The organism is Rhizobium skierniewicense (assembly GCF_014196515.1).
In the GTDB taxonomy this organism is placed as follows: domain Bacteria; phylum Pseudomonadota; class Alphaproteobacteria; order Rhizobiales; family Rhizobiaceae; genus Agrobacterium; species Agrobacterium skierniewicense.
The window spans coordinates 12,289-30,882 of record NZ_JACIDV010000004.1 but is presented as its reverse complement, the minus strand read 5'-3'; the positions used below and the strand labels follow the sequence as shown (position 1 = coordinate 30,882).

The following is an 18,594-nucleotide window of genomic DNA, read 5'->3' as shown; positions in this document are numbered from 1 at the left end:
ATGACCATTGCCTTCCTGACAGACTTCATAGAGCAAGCAGGCGATGCCATCCTCGTCGAAATCACCTCCGTGAAAGGCTCGTCTCCGCGTGAGGCGGGCACCTTCATGCTGGTCTCCCAACACGGCATCTGGGAAACCATTGGCGGTGGGCAGTTCGAATATATGGCGATCGATCATGCCCGCGCGATGCTGCAGGGAAAGACCCGGCAGCAGACACTGGATATTCCGCTTGGCCCCGAAATCGGCCAGTGCTGCGGCGGGCGCACATTGCTGACATTCACCGCGGTGACACCTGCGATATCGGGCGAACTGAAGGACCGGTTGGCGCGGGAGCATCAGTCACAGCCCGCCGTCTTCATCTTTGGCGCAGGCCATGTGGGCAAGGCCCTGGCGCAGGTGCTGGTTCTGCTTCCGCTGTCCATCACCGTCATCGAGACGCGGCGCGAAGAGCTTGACGGGTTGCCGTCATCGATCTCGGCACATCTGACACCCATGCCGGAGGCCAGGGTCAAGGACATTCCGCGCGGTGGTGCGGTCCTCATCGTCACCCATGACCACGCGCTGGATTTTCTGATCGCGAAAGAAGCCCTCGCCCGCTCCGATCTTTCCTATGTCGGCATGATCGGCTCCAAGACCAAGCGTGCCACCTTCGCGCATTGGCTGGAACGCGAAGGTGGACAAGCTTCGATGCCTGGGCGACTGGTCCTGCCCATCGGTGGGCAAGCGGTCAGGGACAAACGCCCCGCCGTCATAGCGGCCTTGGCATCTGCCGAAGTGCTTCACGCAATTCATCGCTTTGCCGCACCCGCCCCGGCCCTATCTGATCGCGACCGTCCAGCAGGCCAAGATCACGCTTGAGATGATCTTGCAGTTCATCTTCCTGAAGGCCATCCTGTTGTATCGTGCTGGGGGAAAACCAGTCTGCACCCCATAACCACGCGAAAGGCCGCAGCCAGACGCTGAACGCGACTGAACCCATATCATTTCTCCAAAGCTCTATTGATGCTATGAGAGAGAAATGCTCCTGTTTTTATGGAAAAACCAATGAAACTTCCGACCGAATGGATAAAGAGAACTTATCCATGAAGCTGTCTCGCAACGTCCCCTTGAATGCCATGCGCGTGTTGGAAAGTGCTGCCCGTCACTTAAGCTTCACCAAGGCTGGCGATGAGCTTGGCATGACGCAGACGGCGGTGAGTTACCAGATCAAACTGCTGGAAGACTTCATCGGTGCGCCGCTGTTCCTGCGCAAGCCACGGCAGGTGGCCCTGACCCAGACGGGCGAGTTGCTGGCGGGCCGGGCCTCACAGGCCTTTGCCATCTTGGCGACAGCGCTTGACGAGGCACGCACCAGAACGGCGGATGTGCTCATCATTTCCTGCACCACGACATTTGCGCATCAATGGCTGGCCCGACGGCTGGGCGTCTTTCAAGCCAGACATCCCAAGATTTCCGTGCAACTGGCATTGACGAACGAGATCGTGGATTTCTCGCGCACCAATGTCGATATCGGCATTCGCTGGGGAAAAGGTGATTGGCCGGGGCTCACCGGACGCCGCATCATGCGGCTGGATTTTGCACCCGTCGTCAGCCCGAAGCTCGCGGCGACCATCGGCGGGCTCAAGGACCCGAGTGACATTCTCAAACTGCCAATCATCAGCCCGAACGACCGCTGGTGGAAACACTGGTTCGCCGAAGCGGGTGTGACAGAAACGGATCTCGACAAGCGCACCGGCAGCGACTTCGGCATCCAGAACCTGGAAGCGCAAGCCGCAATTGCAGGTCACGGCGTAGCCATCGTCAATCCCGTTCATTTTGCGGACGACATTGCGTCCGGTCGCCTGCTCCAGCCCTTCGACCTCGTTTGCAATGATGGCCATGATTATTGGATCGTTCACAGTGAGGCAAGCCGCAACGTGACCAAAATCAAGGCCTTCACGGAGTGGATGCAGGAGGAGTTTCCAACAGAAGCCTGACTTAAGGCAAGAATATCTGCGCGTTTCGCACATCGCCCCTTTTCTGATCGGTAAATATTTCGCACAGTGCGATGCAAAGCAGGGGAACAGAATGTACGAATACGCCATTGCGTGGGAATGGATGGCTTTTGCCGTCCGCTGGTTGCACGTTATTACCGCCATCGCCTGGATCGGCTCGTCCTTCTATTTCATCGCGCTCGATCTGGGTTTGGTAAAACGAGCGCATTTGCCGCCCGGCGCCTATGGCGAAGAGTGGCAGGTGCATGGCGGCGGTTTCTATCACATCCAGAAATATCTGGTGGCGCCCGCGCAGATGCCGGAACACCTGACATGGTTCAAATGGGAAAGTTACGCCACATGGCTCTCCGGCTTTGCCATGCTGTGCATCGTCTATTATGGTGGCGCAGACCTGTTTCTCATCGACCATTCCGTGCTCGCACTGACGCAGTTTCAGGCGATCGGCCTGTCTCTGGCATCGCTCGCCATCGGCTGGGTGTTTTACGACCTGCTGTGCAAATCGCCCATCGGCAACAATACCTGGGGCCTGATGGCAGTCTTGTATATTGCGTTGGTTGGCATGGCCTGGGGCTACACGCAGATATTCACGGGTCGCGCGGCCTTCCTGCATCTTGGCGCGTTCACCGCCACCATCATGTCGGCCAACGTCTTCATGATCATCATTCCCAACCAGAAGATTGTCGTGGCCGACCTGATTGCGGGTCGTACGCCGGACCCGAAATATGGCCGCATCGCCAAGCAGCGCTCGCTGCACAACAACTATCTGACGCTACCCGTTATCTTCTTCATGCTGTCGAACCATTATCCGCTGGCCTTCGCCACGCAGTTCAACTGGGTCATAGCAGCCCTCGTGTTCCTGATGGGCGTCACCATCCGCCACTGGTTCAACACGACCCATGCCCGCACGGGCAGGCCAACATGGACGTGGCTGGTGACTGCGCTGATCTTCATCGTCATCATGTGGCTCTCCACCGTGCCGAAAATCCTGACCGGCGAACAGGAGCAGAAAGCGGCCATGCTTTCTCCAACACAGCAGCTTTTTGCGGCCAATGTCCATTTTGCTTCGGCACGCGACGTCGTCCAAAGCCGCTGTTCCATGTGCCATGCGGCAGAGCCCGTGTGGGAGGGCGTGACGTTCACGCCGAAATCGGTAAAACTCGAAACCGATGCGCAAATTGCAGCCCATGCGCGGGAAATCTATTTACAGGCGGGCCGCAGCCATGCCATGCCGCCCGGCAACATCACGGCGATCACGCCGCAAGAGCGCAAGGTGCTGACCGCTTGGTATGAAAGCGCCGTGTCCCAAGGAAAAACGGAATGAGCATGCTTCTGCTGCGCGGACGACTTCTCAGCTTCAACCGCGCACCAAACGCCATCGATGATACGGAAAGCTATCTCTATATCGAAGACGGTGGTCTTTTGATCGAGGATGGCAAGATCAGCGCCATCGGCGAGTATAGAGATATTCTAGCTCGGGCACCCGAGGGTGTGGAAGAAACAGATCATCGCCCTCACCTCATCGTACCGGGTCTGATCGATATGCACATGCATTTTCCGCAGATGCAGGTCATCGGATCCTACGCCGCCAATCTGCTGGAATGGCTGGACACCTACACATTTCCCGAGGAATGCCGTTTTGTGGAAAGCGCGCACGCAACGCGCATCGCCACGCATTTCTACGATGAACTGATCCGCCACGGCACCACCACGGCGGTTGCTTATTGCTCCGTGCACAAGGCCTCGGCAGACGCCTTTTTCGCGGAGGCCATGAAGCGTAACATGCTGATGGTCGGCGGCAAGGTCATGATGGACCGTAACGCGCCGCAGGGTCTCCTAGACACGCCGGAGCTTGGTTATGACGAAACCCGTCAGGTGATTGCCGACTGGCATGGCAGGGGCCGCAACCATGTGGCCATCACACCGCGCTTTGCCATCACCTCCACGCCCAAACAGATGGAGGCAGCGCAGGCACTGGCGCAGGAATTCCCCGACCTGTTCATTCAAACACACCTCTCCGAGAATCTGGATGAGATCAAATACACCTGCGAACTCTATCCTGACGCCATCGATTACACAGATATCTACGTTCGTTACGGCCTGATGGGAAACAAGACCCTGCTGGGTCATGCCATTCACCTATCAGATCGCGAGGCCGACGTACTCTCTGAAACGGGTGCCGTCGCGGTTCATTGCCCGACATCAAACCTGTTCATCGGCTCTGGACTGTTTCCGATGAAGAAACTCCAACGCCGCGAAAAGCCCGTGCGCATTGCCGTGGCAACCGATATTGGCGGCGGATCGAGCTATTCCATGCTGCGGACCATGGATGAGGCCTACAAAATTCAGCAACTGCTTGGAGAACGACTGAATCCGCTGGAAAGCTGGTATCTGATGACGCGGGGAAATGCCGAAGCGCTGTCCATGGTCGACAAGATCGGCACTCTCGACGTGGGCACAGATGCGGATATCGCCGTGATGAACGCATCTTCAACACCAGCAATGGCGTTGAAGATGGAAGTCGTTAGAAGCCTCCCGGAAGAGCTGTTTCTTATACTGACCATGGGAGATGACCGCACGGTGATCGAAACTTATATTTCAGGTATAGCGGCAAAAGGCTTCCTTTGATTTTAGGAAAACCGTAAAATAGCACAACCGGTCAATCGAGATTTACTTATATTTAAACCATAATAATCTAATATCCGCATCACAGACATCCCCCAGCGGCCATGACGGCACGCCCTTTCTGTGATGAAGCTCCAATACCGAATGAACGTTCTTCTGAAACCGCTTGGTGGACGGCGTCCCATGTCGCGCCCTTCAGATGCACCGTGTTCGCCGCCCTACATCAATCGTGAGGAAATATGTCATTTCTGAAAAACGCGAGCATCCGCACAAAAATACTTTCTCTTGTTCTTCCCTTATGTGTTGTCGGGCTGAGCGCAACCGCCTTCATGTCACACAGCTTTAAAGATGCCGACGCCAGCTACAGTGATTTTATTGCCAACGACACGACTGGTGCAACGGCAATGGCGCGCGCCAATAGAAATCTGGCTGCTACAGCCTACGCCGCTTATCAGACGCTAGTGTATGCCAGCGAAGATCCCGGCACGAAGAGGGCATTGGCTCTTTACATTGATAGCAAGACCAAGCTTTTTGACCGGCTGCAGACCACCGCTCAGCTCCTTCCTGACCAAAAGCCCGCGATCGACGACTTTATTTCATTTCCCGGTCAAAAGTTGTCATTGGCTTGACGGATGAGGCTGTGAGGCTTGGCCAGCTTGATCAGGATGAGCCTGCGAAGGCTTTGCTGGCAAAGGCTGACGATTTGATCGTCCCGCTGGCAGCAGATGCGGCACAATTCCTCGACACAGTTCTGAAAAATGTCACTGCTGGAAGCGACGCACTTTCAGACCAGACGAACACAACGATTCTGTGGTCTCTGACAATTGTCGGTGTCACATTCGCACTTGGCATCATCGCCTCATTGGTTGTTGCCGCCAAGGGCATTACCACACCGATCGCGAACCTGCGCGAACGCATGATGACGCTTGCAGAAGGGCAGACGGCTGAAGCCGTCGAAGGCCAGGATCGCAACGATGAAGTGGGCCAGATGGCGAAAGCGGTTTCCGTGTTCCGTGAGAACGCGATGGAACGCATCCGCATGGAAGCCGAGGCCGATGCAAATCGAAGCATGTCCGAAAAGGAACGCATCGAACGCGAAGCCCAAAAGGCACAGGAAGCAGCCGATACAGCATTTGCCGTCGATCAACTGGCCAAAGGTCTTGGTCGTCTGGCGGATGGCGACGTCGCATACCGCATCGATACGCCCTTCGTGGCACATCTCGATACTTTGCGTTCGAACTTCAATGGATCTGTCAATAACCTCAACGACGCCCTGCGCGCGGTTGGCGAAAACGCTCGGGGTATCGATGCCGGTGCCAATGAAATCCGCTCAGCTGCCGACGATCTGTCCAAGCGCACCGAACAGCAGGCAGCGTCCGTCGAAGAAACGGCCGCCGCTCTGGAGGAAATCACAACGACGGTGAAGGATAGCAGCAGCCGCGCCGAAGAAGTCGGACATCTCGTAGCGAAAGCCCGCGATGGTGCCGAAAAGTCAGGCAACGTCGTGCGTCAGGCCGTGACCGCCATGAACGAGATCGAACGCTCATCTGGCGAGATCACCAGCATCATCTCCGTTATCGATGAAATTGCGTTCCAGACCAACCTTCTGGCCCTGAACGCAGGTGTGGAAGCCGCACGTGCCGGTGAAGCCGGTAAGGGTTTTGCCGTCGTCGCGCAGGAAGTGCGTGAATTGGCGCAACGGTCTGCAAAGGCCGCGAAGGAAATCAAGGCCCTGATCACGACATCTGGCGAGCATGTTCGTTCTGGCGTTACCCTCGTGGGTGAAACCGGCAAGGCACTCGAAGTCATCGTTACCGAAGTTCAGGAAATCAACCGTCACATCACCGCCATCGTCGAATCGTCGCGTGAACAGTCGGTCGGACTTCAGGAGATCAACACGGCCGTCAACACCATGGACCAGGGCACACAGCAGAACGCCGCCATGGTCGAACAATCGACAGCAGCCAGCCACAGCCTTGCCAAGGAAGCGGCCTCACTCAACCAGTTGCTATCCCGCTTCAATCTCGGAAATGGTGAGGGCGCTAGTCGGGCAATGCCGTCGGCGGCACCTGTCCGGGCTGCATCCAACGCCTCCAGGCCAGCACCGTCTCCAGCACGCGCGCTGGGTCGCAAGATCGCAGGCGCCTTCGGTGGCGGTTCGTCCGCGGCCGTCGCGCAGGATACCTGGGAAGAGTTTTGAGCTTAAAACTCAGAGCGACCAAAATGGGCGGCTTTGGCCGCCCATTTTTTATTTAAGACAGTCTAAAAATAGGCGGGAGACGCTAGCTGATCCGCAGATTGTAAGCATCATTCGTCGCGTTTTCGAACTTCCTGGCCTTGCTGTCATAGCGACTTTTCAGCAGCCTGGCATACTCGAACACCGTTCTTGGCGTCCACACACCACCAGACACCCGCAAATTGATAAAATCGGAAGCGGCGGCACCAAGATCGTAACCCGTCCCGACGTCTAGGATACTTTTGACAGTCCAAGCACAGTTTTTTCGGTACACTAAATAGCGTGGGTTATTGGCGAGCATGTTATCCCACGCACGCTTCATCTGCGCTTCATCGAGGCCGGAGATTGACAACGTGGCAGTGGGAGAACCTCCCTCAGCTGTTACATCGCCGTCATATGTTCGCGAGGATATCGGCTTACCCACAAACGTCTCTTTGTCACCGGCACCGGGCCACCAGCTCACATATCGCTCAAGACCCTTGCCTTGCCCTGCACCAATAGAAAGTGAGATATGACCAATGTTATTGCGAGACATATCTGGTGCCCAAAAATAAACTGTAATCATCAACAGCTCCAGTCGATCTTGTTAAAATCTACTCTCGATAGAATTACCGGCACTTATCAATCGGAAAACGTAAAATAAATTTTGTGGCAAAAGTTTGCTTTTAACGACGTTTCCTCGATGCACACAACCGAAGAGCGACGAGGTCTCTGCTGAGCGAATATTTGACGCGTTTTGAAGACACAATGTGACAATTCCGATGTCCCCAATCACACTCCCATGGTAGTTGAAGATGTTATTCAGATTTGAAGGCTTCATCCATGAGCAAACCACTGACCATTGCTGACTTGAAGAAACAGGCACGGCGCCGCGTGCCAAAAATGTTCTTCGATTATGCAGACAGTGGCGCATGGACCGAAAGCACGTACCGCGCAAATGAAGATGATTTTGCCAAGATCAAGCTGCGCCAGCGTGTCCTGGTCGATATGACGGACCGGTCGCTGGCAACGAAGATGATCGGTGAAAACGTGTCTATGCCGGTCGCGCTTTCTCCAACGGGTCTCACGGGCATGCAGCATGCCGATGGCGAAATGCTCGCCGCCAAAGCTGCGGAAGAATTTGGTGTCCCCTTCACGCTCTCTACGATGAGCATCTGCTCTATCGAAGACGTCGCCTCCGTCACCGCGCGGCCCTTCTGGTTCCAGCTCTACGTCATGAAGGACCGCGATTTCATCAACAACCTGATCGACCGTGCAAAGGCGGCGAAATGTTCCGCACTGATGCTGACGCTCGATCTGCAAATTCTTGGCCAACGGCACAAAGATCTCCGCAACGGTCTCTCCGCCCCGCCGAAATTTACGCCCAAGCACATTTGGCAGATGGCAACGCGCCCACAATGGTGCCTTGATATGGCGCGCACCAAGCGCCGCAGTTTTGGAAACATCGTGGGCCACGCCAAAAACGTGTCCGATCTGTCTTCACTGTCTTCCTGGACGGCAGAGCAGTTCGACCCGCGCCTGTCTTGGAAGGACGTGGAATGGATCAAGGAACGCTGGGGCGGAAAACTCATCCTCAAAGGCATTCTGGATGAAGACGACGCCCGGGCTGCGGCCGATACGGGCGCCGACGCCATCATCGTTTCCAATCATGGTGGAAGACAGCTCGACGGCGCTTTGTCTTCCATCGCAATGCTGCCGAAAATCGTCGATGCGGTCGGCGACAGGATCGAGATCCATATGGATGGCGGCATTCGTTCCGGCCAGGACGTTTTGAAGGCCATCGCGCTCGGCGCCAAAGGGACATATATCGGCCGTCCCTTCCTCTACGGCCTAGGTGCAGGCGGCAAACTTGGCGTCACGACGGCGCTGGAAATCATTCGCAAGGAAATGGATATCACCATGGCGCTCTGCGGTAAGCGGCTGCTGAGCGATGTCAACGGCGACATTCTGGTCAAATATGGGACAGCCGCCTCCTAGAACATAGCCATCAGAATGGTCGGCACCCATCACGTCAGCTGGTGTGACTGCTGCAAGAACAACATGCCGGTGATTTCGCGGATGATGCCTGCGATCAGTGCTCCATAGATCATGACTGTTCGGTTTATCCCGAATTTGCCTTTCGTGCCGCGCGGATGAGCCGCTTTCGAAGGGCATCTCTGTCATCATCGGATTGACCCTTCCCGCTCATTAAATCAGCAAGCCAGATGCCGTCGATCGCGAGCCTGACGAGCTGCAGCCCAACACCATCGTCAGTTTTCTTGTGCCGCGCCAATCGTCCACCCAACCAGCTATCCCACCTTTGCCTTAACGACGGCTCGCCGATCAGGGCGACGGCGAGTGCCGACCACTTATCGTCGGTCTCTTGTCCCCGATCAGCAAAAAATGCGTTCACGTAAGCCCGTGTGAAGCAACCATAGTCCTCACGATCCCGTGAGATCAAAGCGTCAATGTCAGAATCAAGCTGATCCAGAAGATCGATAATTAGAGCTTCCACCAGCGCCTGCTTGGACGCGAAGTGGTGAAACAGGCCGCCCTTCGTCACCCCTGCGGCCGAGGCAACAGCCTGCACGGAGACGGCCGCAAGGCCCTGTTTGGCAGCGATTCTTGCGGCACAATCAATTAGATTTCTCCGCACCACGTCGGGCTGTTTCTTGCGTTCACTCAAGATTTGCATGAAAAAAACATACCGGACGGTTGGTTTCCTATCAAGGAAATTACCCGCCACCAGTGAGGATCGATTTTCATACTTAATTAGGGATGAAAGCGGTCTTTAAAGTTTGAACGGTTTCGTTGCCTCAAACTATCGGTAGGCTGAACGAGCGACGAGTGCATGGATCAAGGGGTGAGTGGATGTTGAGAATGATCAGGCGAGGAATGGTCAACGCATGGATGTTTGCATTGGCCTTCCTGTGTGCGGTCATCTCGTTACAGGCGTCTGAGGCGCAGGCGGGTTACGCCCATTTCGTGATGGATGCCAGGACGGGCAAGGTCCTTGCCGCTCAAAGCGCGGATACTAAGAACTATCCAGCTTCCCTTACGAAAATGATGACGCTCTACATGGTGTTCGAAGCCCTGAATGAGGGTCGACTGCGGTGGGACCAACGCATCACCATGTCGAGACACGCGGCGTCCGTCATACCCTCGAAGCTGTGGGTCAAGGCGGGTACGACGTTTACCGTTCGCGAGGCAGTCTATGGCATGATCGTGAAGTCCGCCAACGACATGGCAGAAGGCATGGGTGACCACATCGGCGGCTCAGAATCGAAGTTCGCGCAGATGATGACCCGCAAGGCACGCCAGCTGGGCATGACGAAAACGGTGTTCCGCAATGCGTCCGGCCTGCCCAACAAGGCTCAGGTCACCACCGCGCGTGACATGGCAAAGCTGGGCCTTGCGCTCCAGCGTGATTTCCCGAAAGAATACAAACTCTTCGCCATGCAATCCTTCAAGTTTCGCGGCAAGACGATCCGAGGACATAACCGCCTGATGGCGCGTTATACTGGCGTCGACGGTATCAAGACCGGCTACACCAACGCATCCGGTTTCAATCTGGTCAGCGCGGTCAACCACAACGGCCGCAGCGTCGTCGGCGTTGTGCTGGGTGGAAAGACGGCCCGCAGCCGTGACAACCAGATGGCATCGCTGTTGGACCGGACAGTGCCCAAAGCGTCGAGAGGCGCGAGCAGCCAGCAGCTGATCGCCAGCGCCAGCACGAGCCGCACTTTCGATGTCGCGCCCGCCGCAATTCCACTGCCCATGTTCCGAGAGCGCCGTGACCCCATCGCGATGCAGATCGCCACGGCAAACAACGTGATCCCGGATATGATGCAGACCTCGGCTGTGCGCGCGACGGTGTCCGAGCGGAGTGACTGGGAGGTGCAGATTGCAGCGGCGGATTCACAAGGGGCAGCGCTTTCCCTGCTGCGCCATGCCCGCCCGGCCATCTCATCCAGCTATTCGGGAATAGCACCCTACACGGAAGCGGTTCGAAGCGGCGCGGCAACGCTCTATCGCGCACGTTTTACCGGCTTCGATAGTCAGGCGGCGGCCCTATCGGCCTGCAAGGATCTCAAAGCTCAGAGCTATTCCTGCGTCGTCATGGCAAATGAAAGCTGAGACGGATCAGTCAAGCCAGCCGGTGGCAATGGCCTTGCCGAGACGCGGCATGCCGTTTGTGCTGGCGAGTTCACCCATCGCCGTGCTGTCATAACGGACCTGCCGCAAGTAGACCTGCCATCCTCTCGATGTTTCCTCCAGCACCGCGTAGCTGGCGAGAGGGTGGCCCGCTTCCACCTGGTGGTAGAAAGGCTCATCGTCTCTCCAGCCGGGACAGCCGACACTGCCGGGATTGACGATCAGGCGACCATCCGAAAGCTGAACGGTACGTGCGATATGGGTGTGTCCACACAGCATCAGCGGTTGCGTGATCCCATCCGCCAATGCTTCGATTTCAGAAAGCGAACGCTGGTAGAGAAAACCCTCCGGCGCAAGCTGCTCCAGCCAATAACCCAGATCATCCCTAGGCGAGCCGTGGCAGCAATAGGCGACGTCCTTGAAAACCAAGTGAAACGGCAAAGCCTGCAACCAATCGAAATGCTCTGAAGAAAGCTGCATATGGGCAGGCTTCTCCCAATCGCCCATGAGCTCGAAGGGACGATCGATCAAGGCGCGATCATGATTGCCACGAACCGTCGGCATGTTCCGGCCCACCAGAATATCGGCTGTACGGCCAGCTTCCAGCGGACCGCTGAAGCAATCACCAAGATTGACAATATCGGCAATCCCAAGCGTTTCGATGTCTTCAAGCACGGCTTCCAGTGCCGCACAGTTCCCATGGATATCGGCAATAGCGGCAAAAATCATAAAGGTCAGCTTCCACGATATGTTGAATAGCTATAAGGCGAAAGCAGCAGCGGCACATGATAATGCCCGCTTTCATCCGCTATGCCGAAGCGAATGGGTATAATGTCGAGAAAGGCAGGCTCCGCTAGCACCAGACCTTTGGTGCGAAGGTAATCGCCAGCGTGGAACACCAATTCATACTGTCCTGCCCGAAAGTCCTCACCGATCAGCAGAGGGCCACCGTCGACACGGCCATCACTGTTGGTTTCAACCGTTTTCAGCTTGTCTCTGCTCTCGCCATCCAGCCGGTAAAGGTCGATCTTCAAACCCTGCGCAGGTGTGCCGTGTGCCGCATCGAGGACGTGGGTGGTAAGGCCGGTCATGGCTTTGGCTCCGCAATAAAATAGGGCTGATCGAAAAAGAACTCTTCCAGATTGTGACCGGGGCCATCCCGGTCCACGACAAGAAAATCACTGACAGAGCCAAGCGTCATCAACGGATGGTGCCAGACATTGCGATGATAGTTCACGCCCTGGTCGGGTCGCGCGAGAAACACTTTGGGAGTTTCCGGCCTGCCCTCCTCATCCTCAGCCACCACCACCAGAAACGGATGGCCCGAGAGAGGCGTAAAACTCTGGCTTCCAAGCGGGTGCCGCTCCATCATATCGATGGCATAGGGAAAAACGCGTGGCCTGCCACGAAAAATATTCAGAACAATACGAGCGCCCTCACCCACGATCTCAGGTGCAGCCAACGCATGATGCCGCTCGGTATTACCACCATTGATGAGCTTGATGCTGGCAGGATCCGTCTCAATCAAATCGCCAAACGGCGCAAATGCCTCTCTCGTGAGAGGCAGGATTTCAAGATAGTCACTCAATGCCTATTCACCTTGTGCGCGCCAGTTCTGGCAAAGCGCCAGTTTTTCCAGAAGCTCGGCTCGGACCATCGCATCATCACTCCGGCAAAAGCGCAGACAGACGCAGCAGCGCGATTTTCTCAACCTGCGCCGTAGCCGTTGCGAACTCCTGTTCCGCATCATCTTTGATGCGCGTCTCAAAGGCGCGCAGAATGTCTGTCTTGTTCAGGCCCTTCACCGCAATGATAAAGGGAAAGCCGTTGCTCTCCACATAGGTGGCGTTCAGTTCGGTGAAGCGCGTATGTTCCTGTGGTGACAACTGATCAAGACCTGCGCCCGCCTGTTCATTGCGGCTGTCTGCGGTCAGCTGCCCTGCAATCGCGAGCTTTCCGGCAAGATCTGGATGGGCACGCAAGACGCCAAGCCTTTCCTCATGAGACGCCGCACGAAATTGACTGCACAGTGCCTCGTGAATGCCCATTGCTGTCAGAGGTTCAGTCACCTTGCCAGCATCATAAGCACGCTCTGCGATAAACGGAGAATGCTCGAAGACGCCACCAAAACGACGGATAAACTCGCCCCGATCCACCATCAGAGCGCCCCCGGCTTATGATGCGCATGCCAGTGACGCGCGATGTCGACACGCTGCGGTATCCAGACTTTTTCGTGGCCAAGCACGTATTCGATAAAGCGTCGCAGTGCTGCCGCCCTTCCCGGCCGTCCAACAAGACGACAATGAAGGCCGACACTCATCATCTTGGCAGCACCTTCTGCACCTTCCTGATAAAGCACATCAAAGCTGTCCTTCAGATAGGTGAAGAATTGATCGCCGGAATTGAAACCCTGCGGCGTCGCGAAACGCATGTCGTTGGCGTCGAGCGTGTAGGGAATGATCAAGAAAGGGTCGTTTTTCAGACCCTTTACCCAATAGGGAAGATCGTCGGCGTAGCTGTCGGAGGAATATAGAAACCCACCCTCTTCCATGACGAGCCGCAATGTGTTGTCGGAAGGCTTACCCTGATACATTCCGTACGGGCGCTCGCCAGTCAGCTCCGTATGCAGACGAACGGCTTCCAGCACATGCTTGCGCTCGTCCTCTTCCGAAAAATCCTTATATTCCAGCCAGCGATAACCGTGGCTGGCGATTTCCCATCCCGCCTCCTTCATGGCGGCCACCGCTTCGGGGTTCCTCGCCATGGCGGCAGTAACGCCATAGACCGTGGTCGTGACGCCCAGATCCGTGAACATGCGCCACAGTCGCCAGAAACCGGCGCGCGAACCATATTCGTAGATCGACTCCATATTGAGATTGCGCTGACCGGGCCATGGTTGCGCACCCACGATTTCCGACAACAGAGATTCCGACGATTTGTCATTGTCGAGAATGCTGCTTTCACCGCCCTCTTCGTAGTTGATGACAAATTGCACGGCGATTCTCGCCTCACCGGGCCATTTTGGATCAGGAGTGTTACGGCCGTAACCAGCAAGATTACGGGGATAGTCAGCGGAAATCATCAAATCACCTTCACGCAAATTTCGTGAACGGTACCATCGCAAACCGGAAAGTCGAGAGCAATGTCGTCAGGAGACTAAGCAATCTTGCGGGCAGACACACGCCCCATCGGGTGCAGCGAATGCACACGGAATGGCGCGCCAGGCTCGTCTTCCACGAAAAGCGCCAGATTGGAAAATTCGATCTGCCGTTCCAGGACAGGGGCGAACACCGCACGCACGGCTCTTTCGACCCTTGCGCAGTCTCCCGGCACCACTCCGCCCGTCAACATCATCTGGAAGCGAAACTCGTCCATCACATAAGGGTGGCCCCAGCGGTGCAAATTGGTCAGTTGGGTAGCGGAGAGACGATCCGGGTCGGCGCGCTCGATATCGGCATCGGACAAGGGTGCACGGTAGTGGTCAAATTCCTGTACGACGCTCGCGGCTAGAAAATTCAATGTTTCCGATGGCCAGGAGGGTACCAGTCCGTAAACATTTCCGAGCTTCGCGATCTCGAGCGGTGGCAAACGAAAGGGTTGGTGCGTGCCGGCAAAATGCATCAGCGCCCGCAGCAAGGTTGCTTCGCCAATGTCTTCCATCAGGCGAAAGGGCGCCTTGATGGTGCCGTGGAAACCGTAACGCCTGGGCAGCGCCGTGTGGTAGGAAATTTCCTGCATCCCGAGGCTCGAAACCGCAGGTGGCTCTACGGTTTGGTCGGAATAGATATCACGTCCCAGCCAGGCCGCAGCCACGTGGGTGAGCGGATCGTTCGGAGAGGGCGTAAAATGAATGGCGTACCGCATGCGTCGTCACCTCGCCGTCCGAAACGGTTTTCTTCAGCTCTATTGCATGAGCTAAGCTGTTAGGTGATTTGCGTGACAGATTAACGACTGGAAACGCTGCTTCATAACATCTTCGCGTTGAGCACGCGGAGGTGATCTTCCAGTGTAAAACTCTTGGGCACATCCATGGCTCTCCCCATCAAAGCATCCAGCGCAGCGTCCGCCAGACGATGCGCCAGACCGAAACTGACCTTGAAACCACCCGTCAGCGCGATGATCCGGGAATGATCGGGATGACGCCCAACCATCGGGTCCCGTCCAATCGCCTTGGGACGCAAACCAGCCCAGCGTTCGATGATGGGGGCATCCGCCAGCAGCGGAACGATCTGGCGCGCCTGCGCAATCAGGGCATCAAGCTTCTCATCCGTCGCAAGCGCGTCCTCGAATTCTTCCTCACTGGTGCTACCAATAGCGACCGTTCCGTCTTCGTGCGGCACCACATAGAGACCGTTGAGAAACACAACAGGCATCGACGGATCGACATCGGCGCGCAGCAGCGCCGCCTGCCCCTTCACCGGCTGACCGAACCTTGGAACGGAGGGCAAACCAAACGTCTGGCTGAGCAGGGGGAAAGAGTGATGACCCGCCGACACCATGGCATGACCGAACCGAATGTTTTCCCCGCTTGCCAATGCGACCGTGCCGCTGGGTTGCAGCGTGGATACGCTGCATTTCTCCATCACCTGCACATGCCTGGCGTGCCGCAAATATGCTTGGAGCGTGGCAATGAAGGCTCGCGGAGAAACTTTGGCCGCAAAGGTGTCGTGAACGAAACCGGCCCCGCCCGCTGCCGCGTTTACCCACCCATCGATGGGAGGTCGATCAAGAAGATGCCAGTGAAACGTCGTCCCCCCTGCCGTCCAGTTGGAGAGTGCGTCGCGTCGATGGCGCTCTGCAATGGGCCGCAGATGCGGCTTGGGGAGCGGAATAATTCGTCCGCACCGGCGGTAACCTGCTGAAAACCCTGTCTCCGCTTCCACCGCTGCGATTTCCGCTTCGAGGCCAAGCAAGGCATCGAACTGAAACTGCTTCTTGTCGGACCAGCGATCCGGAACGTGCGACATCAACGCGCCCAGAAGACCACCGCTGGAACCGCTTCCAATCGTGTCGGCATCGACAAGAAGCGTGTCGATGCCCAGCCGCTCCGCTTTCACAGCCGCCCATAGCCCCATGATGCCGCCGCCGACGATCAGCAACGAGACGCTGGATGGCAAAGGTGATTGACCTGTTTGCCGGGGAAGACTATCGGCTTGAACCATGACACATCCCGACGAAAACATGCCGGTAAGAGCCGGCTCAAATATGCTGGATTGGCGAGAGGGCGATATGCCCTATTCGCTGGCCTTTGGCGACCATTTTTATTGCCAGACGGATGGACGGCAGGAATGTAGCCACGTCTCGCTCGCCGGAAATGGCCTGCCGCAGCGCTGGGAAACGGCGGAAGGAACCTTCCGCATCGGTGAACTCGGGTTCGGCACCGCATTGAACCTGTGTGAGACCTGGCGACAGTGGAAACTGCACCGCCCAGCCCAGGCGATGCTGCATTTTGTCTCTTTCGAACTATACCCGATGACGGCGCATGAACTGGACCGCGCATTGTCCCACTGGCCTCAACTGGAGGCCGAGCGCACAGCGTTTGTCGCGCAGTGGCCCTCAGATCCAGAAGGCTGGATTGACATAACTCTGGATGAGCAGACACGCCTGACGGTCTTCTGCGGCGACGCCATGCAGGGAATAATCCAGAGCAACGACACGTTCGATGCCTGGTACCTGGACGGTTTTGCCCCTTCAAAGAACCCGGACATGTGGTCGCTGGACCTCATGTCGGCGCTGTTTGAAAAAACCGCTCCCGGCGGAACCTTCGCGACATTTGCGGCCGCCGGTTTCGTGCGCCGCAATCTGGGTTCGGCTGGTTTTGCGGTTGAACGCCGGCCAGGCTTTGCGGGAAAACGGGAAATGCTCTGCGGCGTAAAGCCTGCACAATAAGCACAAACGAAAAACGCCCGGACACAGGTACGGGCGTTTCTCAGGTTAGATCAGATCTGATCAGCCGCGCTTGCGACCACGACCGGCGTTGCCAGCTGGACGACCCTGACCGGCTGGCGCAAACGAACCAGCCTTGCGAGCAGGGCGCCCTTGGCCACCACGGTGGTTGCGGCTGGCAGCGGGCTTGCCCGCACCCTCGACGCCACCGCGCTTGAAGTCAGACGTTGTTTCCAGATCGTTGTCACGTTCAACAGGCGCAAATTCACCGGCGCGCTGACCACGGAACTCACCGTTGCGGCGTCCAGCATCGCGTGGCGCACCGTCGCGTGGCCCACGCTGTGGGCGATCACCATGTGCACGTTCGCCACGTTCTCCGCCCTGACGGCGAGGACCGTTGCTGTTGCCACGATTACCGGCGCCACGGTTGTTGTTGTTGCCGCGAGACGGGCTGGCAAGACCAGCGGGACGTTCGCCGGACAGAACCGGAATTTCGATCTTCATCAGCTTTTCGATGTCATGCAGCAAACGGGTTTCATCCGGTGCGCAGAAAGCGATTGCGATACCATCGAGACCCGCGCGGGCCGTACGACCGATACGGTGAACGTAAGCATCGGCAACTTCAGGCAGATCGTAGTTGAAGACGTGCGTTACGGCTGGAATGTCGATACCGCGCGCGGCAACGTCAGTGGCAACCAGAACCTTGAATTCACCATCCTTGAAGCCCTTCAACGCGCGCTCGCGCTGACCCTGGCTCTTATTGCCATGGATCGAGGCCACCTTGAAACCGATGTGTTCGAGATACTTGGACAGCTTTTCGGCACCATGCTTGGTGCGCAGGAACACGATAGAACGGCTATCGGGGTTTTCGTTGAGCGTCTTCTTGAGGAGTTCGGTCTTGTCATTCTTGCCGACGACGAAGTGAACATACTGTTCGACCTTGTCTGCGGCCTTGCCGGGAGGCGTGACCTGAACGGTGACAGGATTGGTCAGATAGCTGCTGGCCAGATCAGCAATCGAGTTCGGCATGGTCGCCGAAAACAAAAGCGTCTGACGGTTGGCAGGCACCATTCTGGAAATCTTGCGCAGGTCATGGATAAAACCAAGGTCCAGCATCTGGTCGGCTTCATCGAGCACAAGGAAAGTCACCTTGGACAAGGAGATTGCGTTGCGCGAGATAAGGTCGAGCAGGCGGCCTGGTGTGGCAACGAGAATGTCGGTGCCCTTTTCCAGCTGAAGCTGCTGCTTGTTGATGGACGCGCCACCAACGACCTGGTTGATCTTCAAATGCGTCTTGCGCACGAAACCGCGCAGACTTTCACCGATCTGGTTCACCAACTCGCGGGTTGGCGCCAGAATAAGAGTGCGGGTGGTGCGGTTTGCGGGACGATCCGGCTGCTTCAGCAGCATTTCGATAATCGGCAGGCCGAAAGCGGCCGTTTTGCCGGTGCCGGTCTGCGCAAGACCGATCATATCGCGACCTTCCAGAAGAAGCGGAATCGCTTTTGCCTGGATAGGGGTCGGTGTGGTGTAACCGAGCTGGGTGACGCCGGCCACGATTTTTTCAGAGAGGCCGAGTTCGCTAAAACTGGTCAATAGTATACCTTTCGGGGCGCCAAAACGCTTGAACCCGGATCAGCCCTGCTGTCCGGTTGTCTTGGCGTCAAGAACCCCGCGTGAATTGGGAACTTGTGGGTTGGAATGACTTTCTGCGCTTCAGTG

General features: G+C 56.7%; 17 protein-coding genes and 1 pseudogene. 8 read left to right on the top strand and 10 right to left on the bottom strand.

The genetic code is table 11. The features are described 5' to 3' along the window. From xdhC to GGQ73_RS23250, 5 genes and pseudogenes are all read left to right on the top strand, one after another. The gene (xdhC, locus tag GGQ73_RS07160) at positions 1–858 is read left to right on the top strand and encodes a xanthine dehydrogenase accessory protein XdhC (RefSeq protein ID WP_183895141.1); all 858 of its coding nucleotides are present in this window, start codon (positions 1–3) and stop codon (positions 856–858) included. A gap of 224 nt (positions 859–1,082) precedes the next feature. After that, positions 1,083–1,976 (top strand): LysR substrate-binding domain-containing protein, encoded by an 894-nt coding sequence (locus GGQ73_RS07155; RefSeq protein WP_183895140.1) that lies wholly within the window; start codon positions 1,083–1,085, stop codon positions 1,974–1,976. Between the two features lie 91 nt (positions 1,977–2,067). After that, positions 2,068–3,315, top strand: a complete 1,248-nt coding sequence (gene puuD, locus GGQ73_RS07150) for a urate hydroxylase PuuD (RefSeq protein WP_183895138.1) — start codon at positions 2,068–2,070, stop codon at positions 3,313–3,315. Further along, entirely contained in the window at positions 3,312–4,619 is a 1,308-nt protein-coding gene (guaD, locus tag GGQ73_RS07145; RefSeq protein ID WP_183895137.1) for a guanine deaminase, read from the top strand. The genes puuD and guaD overlap by 4 nt, the downstream gene beginning before the upstream one ends. A 236-nt stretch (positions 4,620–4,855) precedes the next feature. Continuing rightward, positions 4,856–6,816, top strand: a pseudogene (locus GGQ73_RS23250) (methyl-accepting chemotaxis protein). Positions 6,817–6,898: 82 nt separating this feature from the next. Here the strand turns inward: GGQ73_RS23250 and GGQ73_RS07135 are convergent. Further along, positions 6,899–7,417, bottom strand: coding sequence for a hypothetical protein (locus GGQ73_RS07135; protein ID WP_183895134.1), 519 nt, complete (start codon positions 7,415–7,417; stop codon positions 6,899–6,901). Positions 7,418–7,674: 257 nt separating this feature from the next. Here GGQ73_RS07135 and GGQ73_RS07130 point away from each other — a divergent pair, with 257 nt between their 5' ends. Continuing rightward, a complete protein-coding gene (locus GGQ73_RS07130; RefSeq protein ID WP_183895132.1) occupies positions 7,675–8,829 on the top strand; it encodes an alpha-hydroxy acid oxidase in 1,155 nt (384 codons plus the stop codon). 124 nt (positions 8,830–8,953) lie between these two features. Here GGQ73_RS07130 and GGQ73_RS07125 read toward each other — a convergent pair whose 3' ends face one another. Beyond that, on the bottom strand, positions 8,954–9,577 hold the full coding sequence (locus GGQ73_RS07125; RefSeq protein WP_412762963.1) for a TetR/AcrR family transcriptional regulator: 624 nt from the start codon (positions 9,575–9,577) through the stop codon (positions 8,954–8,956). A gap of 149 nt (positions 9,578–9,726) precedes the next feature. Here GGQ73_RS07125 and GGQ73_RS07120 point away from each other — a divergent pair, with 149 nt between their 5' ends. Next, entirely contained in the window at positions 9,727–10,968 is a 1,242-nt protein-coding gene (locus GGQ73_RS07120) for a D-alanyl-D-alanine carboxypeptidase (RefSeq protein ID WP_183895666.1), read from the top strand. A 6-nt stretch (positions 10,969–10,974) separates the two neighbouring features. On the opposite strand, the gene GGQ73_RS07115 is transcribed toward GGQ73_RS07120, so the two are convergent. From GGQ73_RS07115 to GGQ73_RS07085, 7 genes are all read right to left on the bottom strand, one after another. Continuing rightward, entirely contained in the window at positions 10,975–11,715 is a 741-nt protein-coding gene (locus tag GGQ73_RS07115) for a metallophosphoesterase family protein (protein ID WP_183895128.1), read from the bottom strand. 5 nt (positions 11,716–11,720) lie between these two features. Continuing rightward, complete coding sequence (uraH, locus tag GGQ73_RS07110) at positions 11,721–12,077, bottom strand: hydroxyisourate hydrolase (RefSeq protein WP_183895126.1); 357 nt, start codon at positions 12,075–12,077, stop codon at positions 11,721–11,723. Further along, entirely contained in the window at positions 12,074–12,574 is a 501-nt protein-coding gene (locus GGQ73_RS07105; protein WP_183895124.1) for an ureidoglycolate lyase, read from the bottom strand. Before GGQ73_RS07105 ends, uraH begins: the two co-directional genes overlap by 4 nt. Positions 12,575–12,650: 76 nt before the next feature. Beyond that, complete coding sequence (gene uraD, locus GGQ73_RS07100; RefSeq protein WP_183895122.1) at positions 12,651–13,145, bottom strand: 2-oxo-4-hydroxy-4-carboxy-5-ureidoimidazoline decarboxylase; 495 nt, start codon at positions 13,143–13,145, stop codon at positions 12,651–12,653. Then, complete coding sequence (gene puuE, locus GGQ73_RS07095; protein WP_174153720.1) at positions 13,145–14,068, bottom strand: allantoinase PuuE; 924 nt, start codon at positions 14,066–14,068, stop codon at positions 13,145–13,147. The genes uraD and puuE overlap by 1 nt, the downstream gene beginning before the upstream one ends. A 74-nt stretch (positions 14,069–14,142) precedes the next feature. Next, positions 14,143–14,850, bottom strand: a complete 708-nt coding sequence (locus tag GGQ73_RS07090) for a DUF1045 domain-containing protein (RefSeq protein WP_174153721.1) — start codon at positions 14,848–14,850, stop codon at positions 14,143–14,145. Between the two features lie 101 nt (positions 14,851–14,951). Beyond that, positions 14,952–16,148 carry an NAD(P)/FAD-dependent oxidoreductase gene (locus GGQ73_RS07085; RefSeq protein WP_174153722.1) on the bottom strand — a complete coding sequence of 399 codons (1,197 nt, stop codon included), beginning with the start codon at positions 16,146–16,148 and terminating at the stop codon, positions 14,952–14,954. On the opposite strand from GGQ73_RS07085, the gene mnmC2 reads away from it, so the two are divergent. Further along, entirely contained in the window at positions 16,147–16,875 is a 729-nt protein-coding gene (gene mnmC2, locus GGQ73_RS07080; RefSeq protein ID WP_183895120.1) for a tRNA (5-methylaminomethyl-2-thiouridine)(34)-methyltransferase MnmC2, read from the top strand. The genes GGQ73_RS07085 and mnmC2 overlap by 2 nt on opposite strands. Before the next feature lie 60 nt (positions 16,876–16,935). Here mnmC2 and GGQ73_RS07075 read toward each other — a convergent pair whose 3' ends face one another. Further along, a complete protein-coding gene (locus tag GGQ73_RS07075; RefSeq protein ID WP_183895118.1) occupies positions 16,936–18,468 on the bottom strand; it encodes a DEAD/DEAH box helicase in 1,533 nt (510 codons plus the stop codon). Positions 18,469–18,594 lie beyond the last annotated feature (126 nt).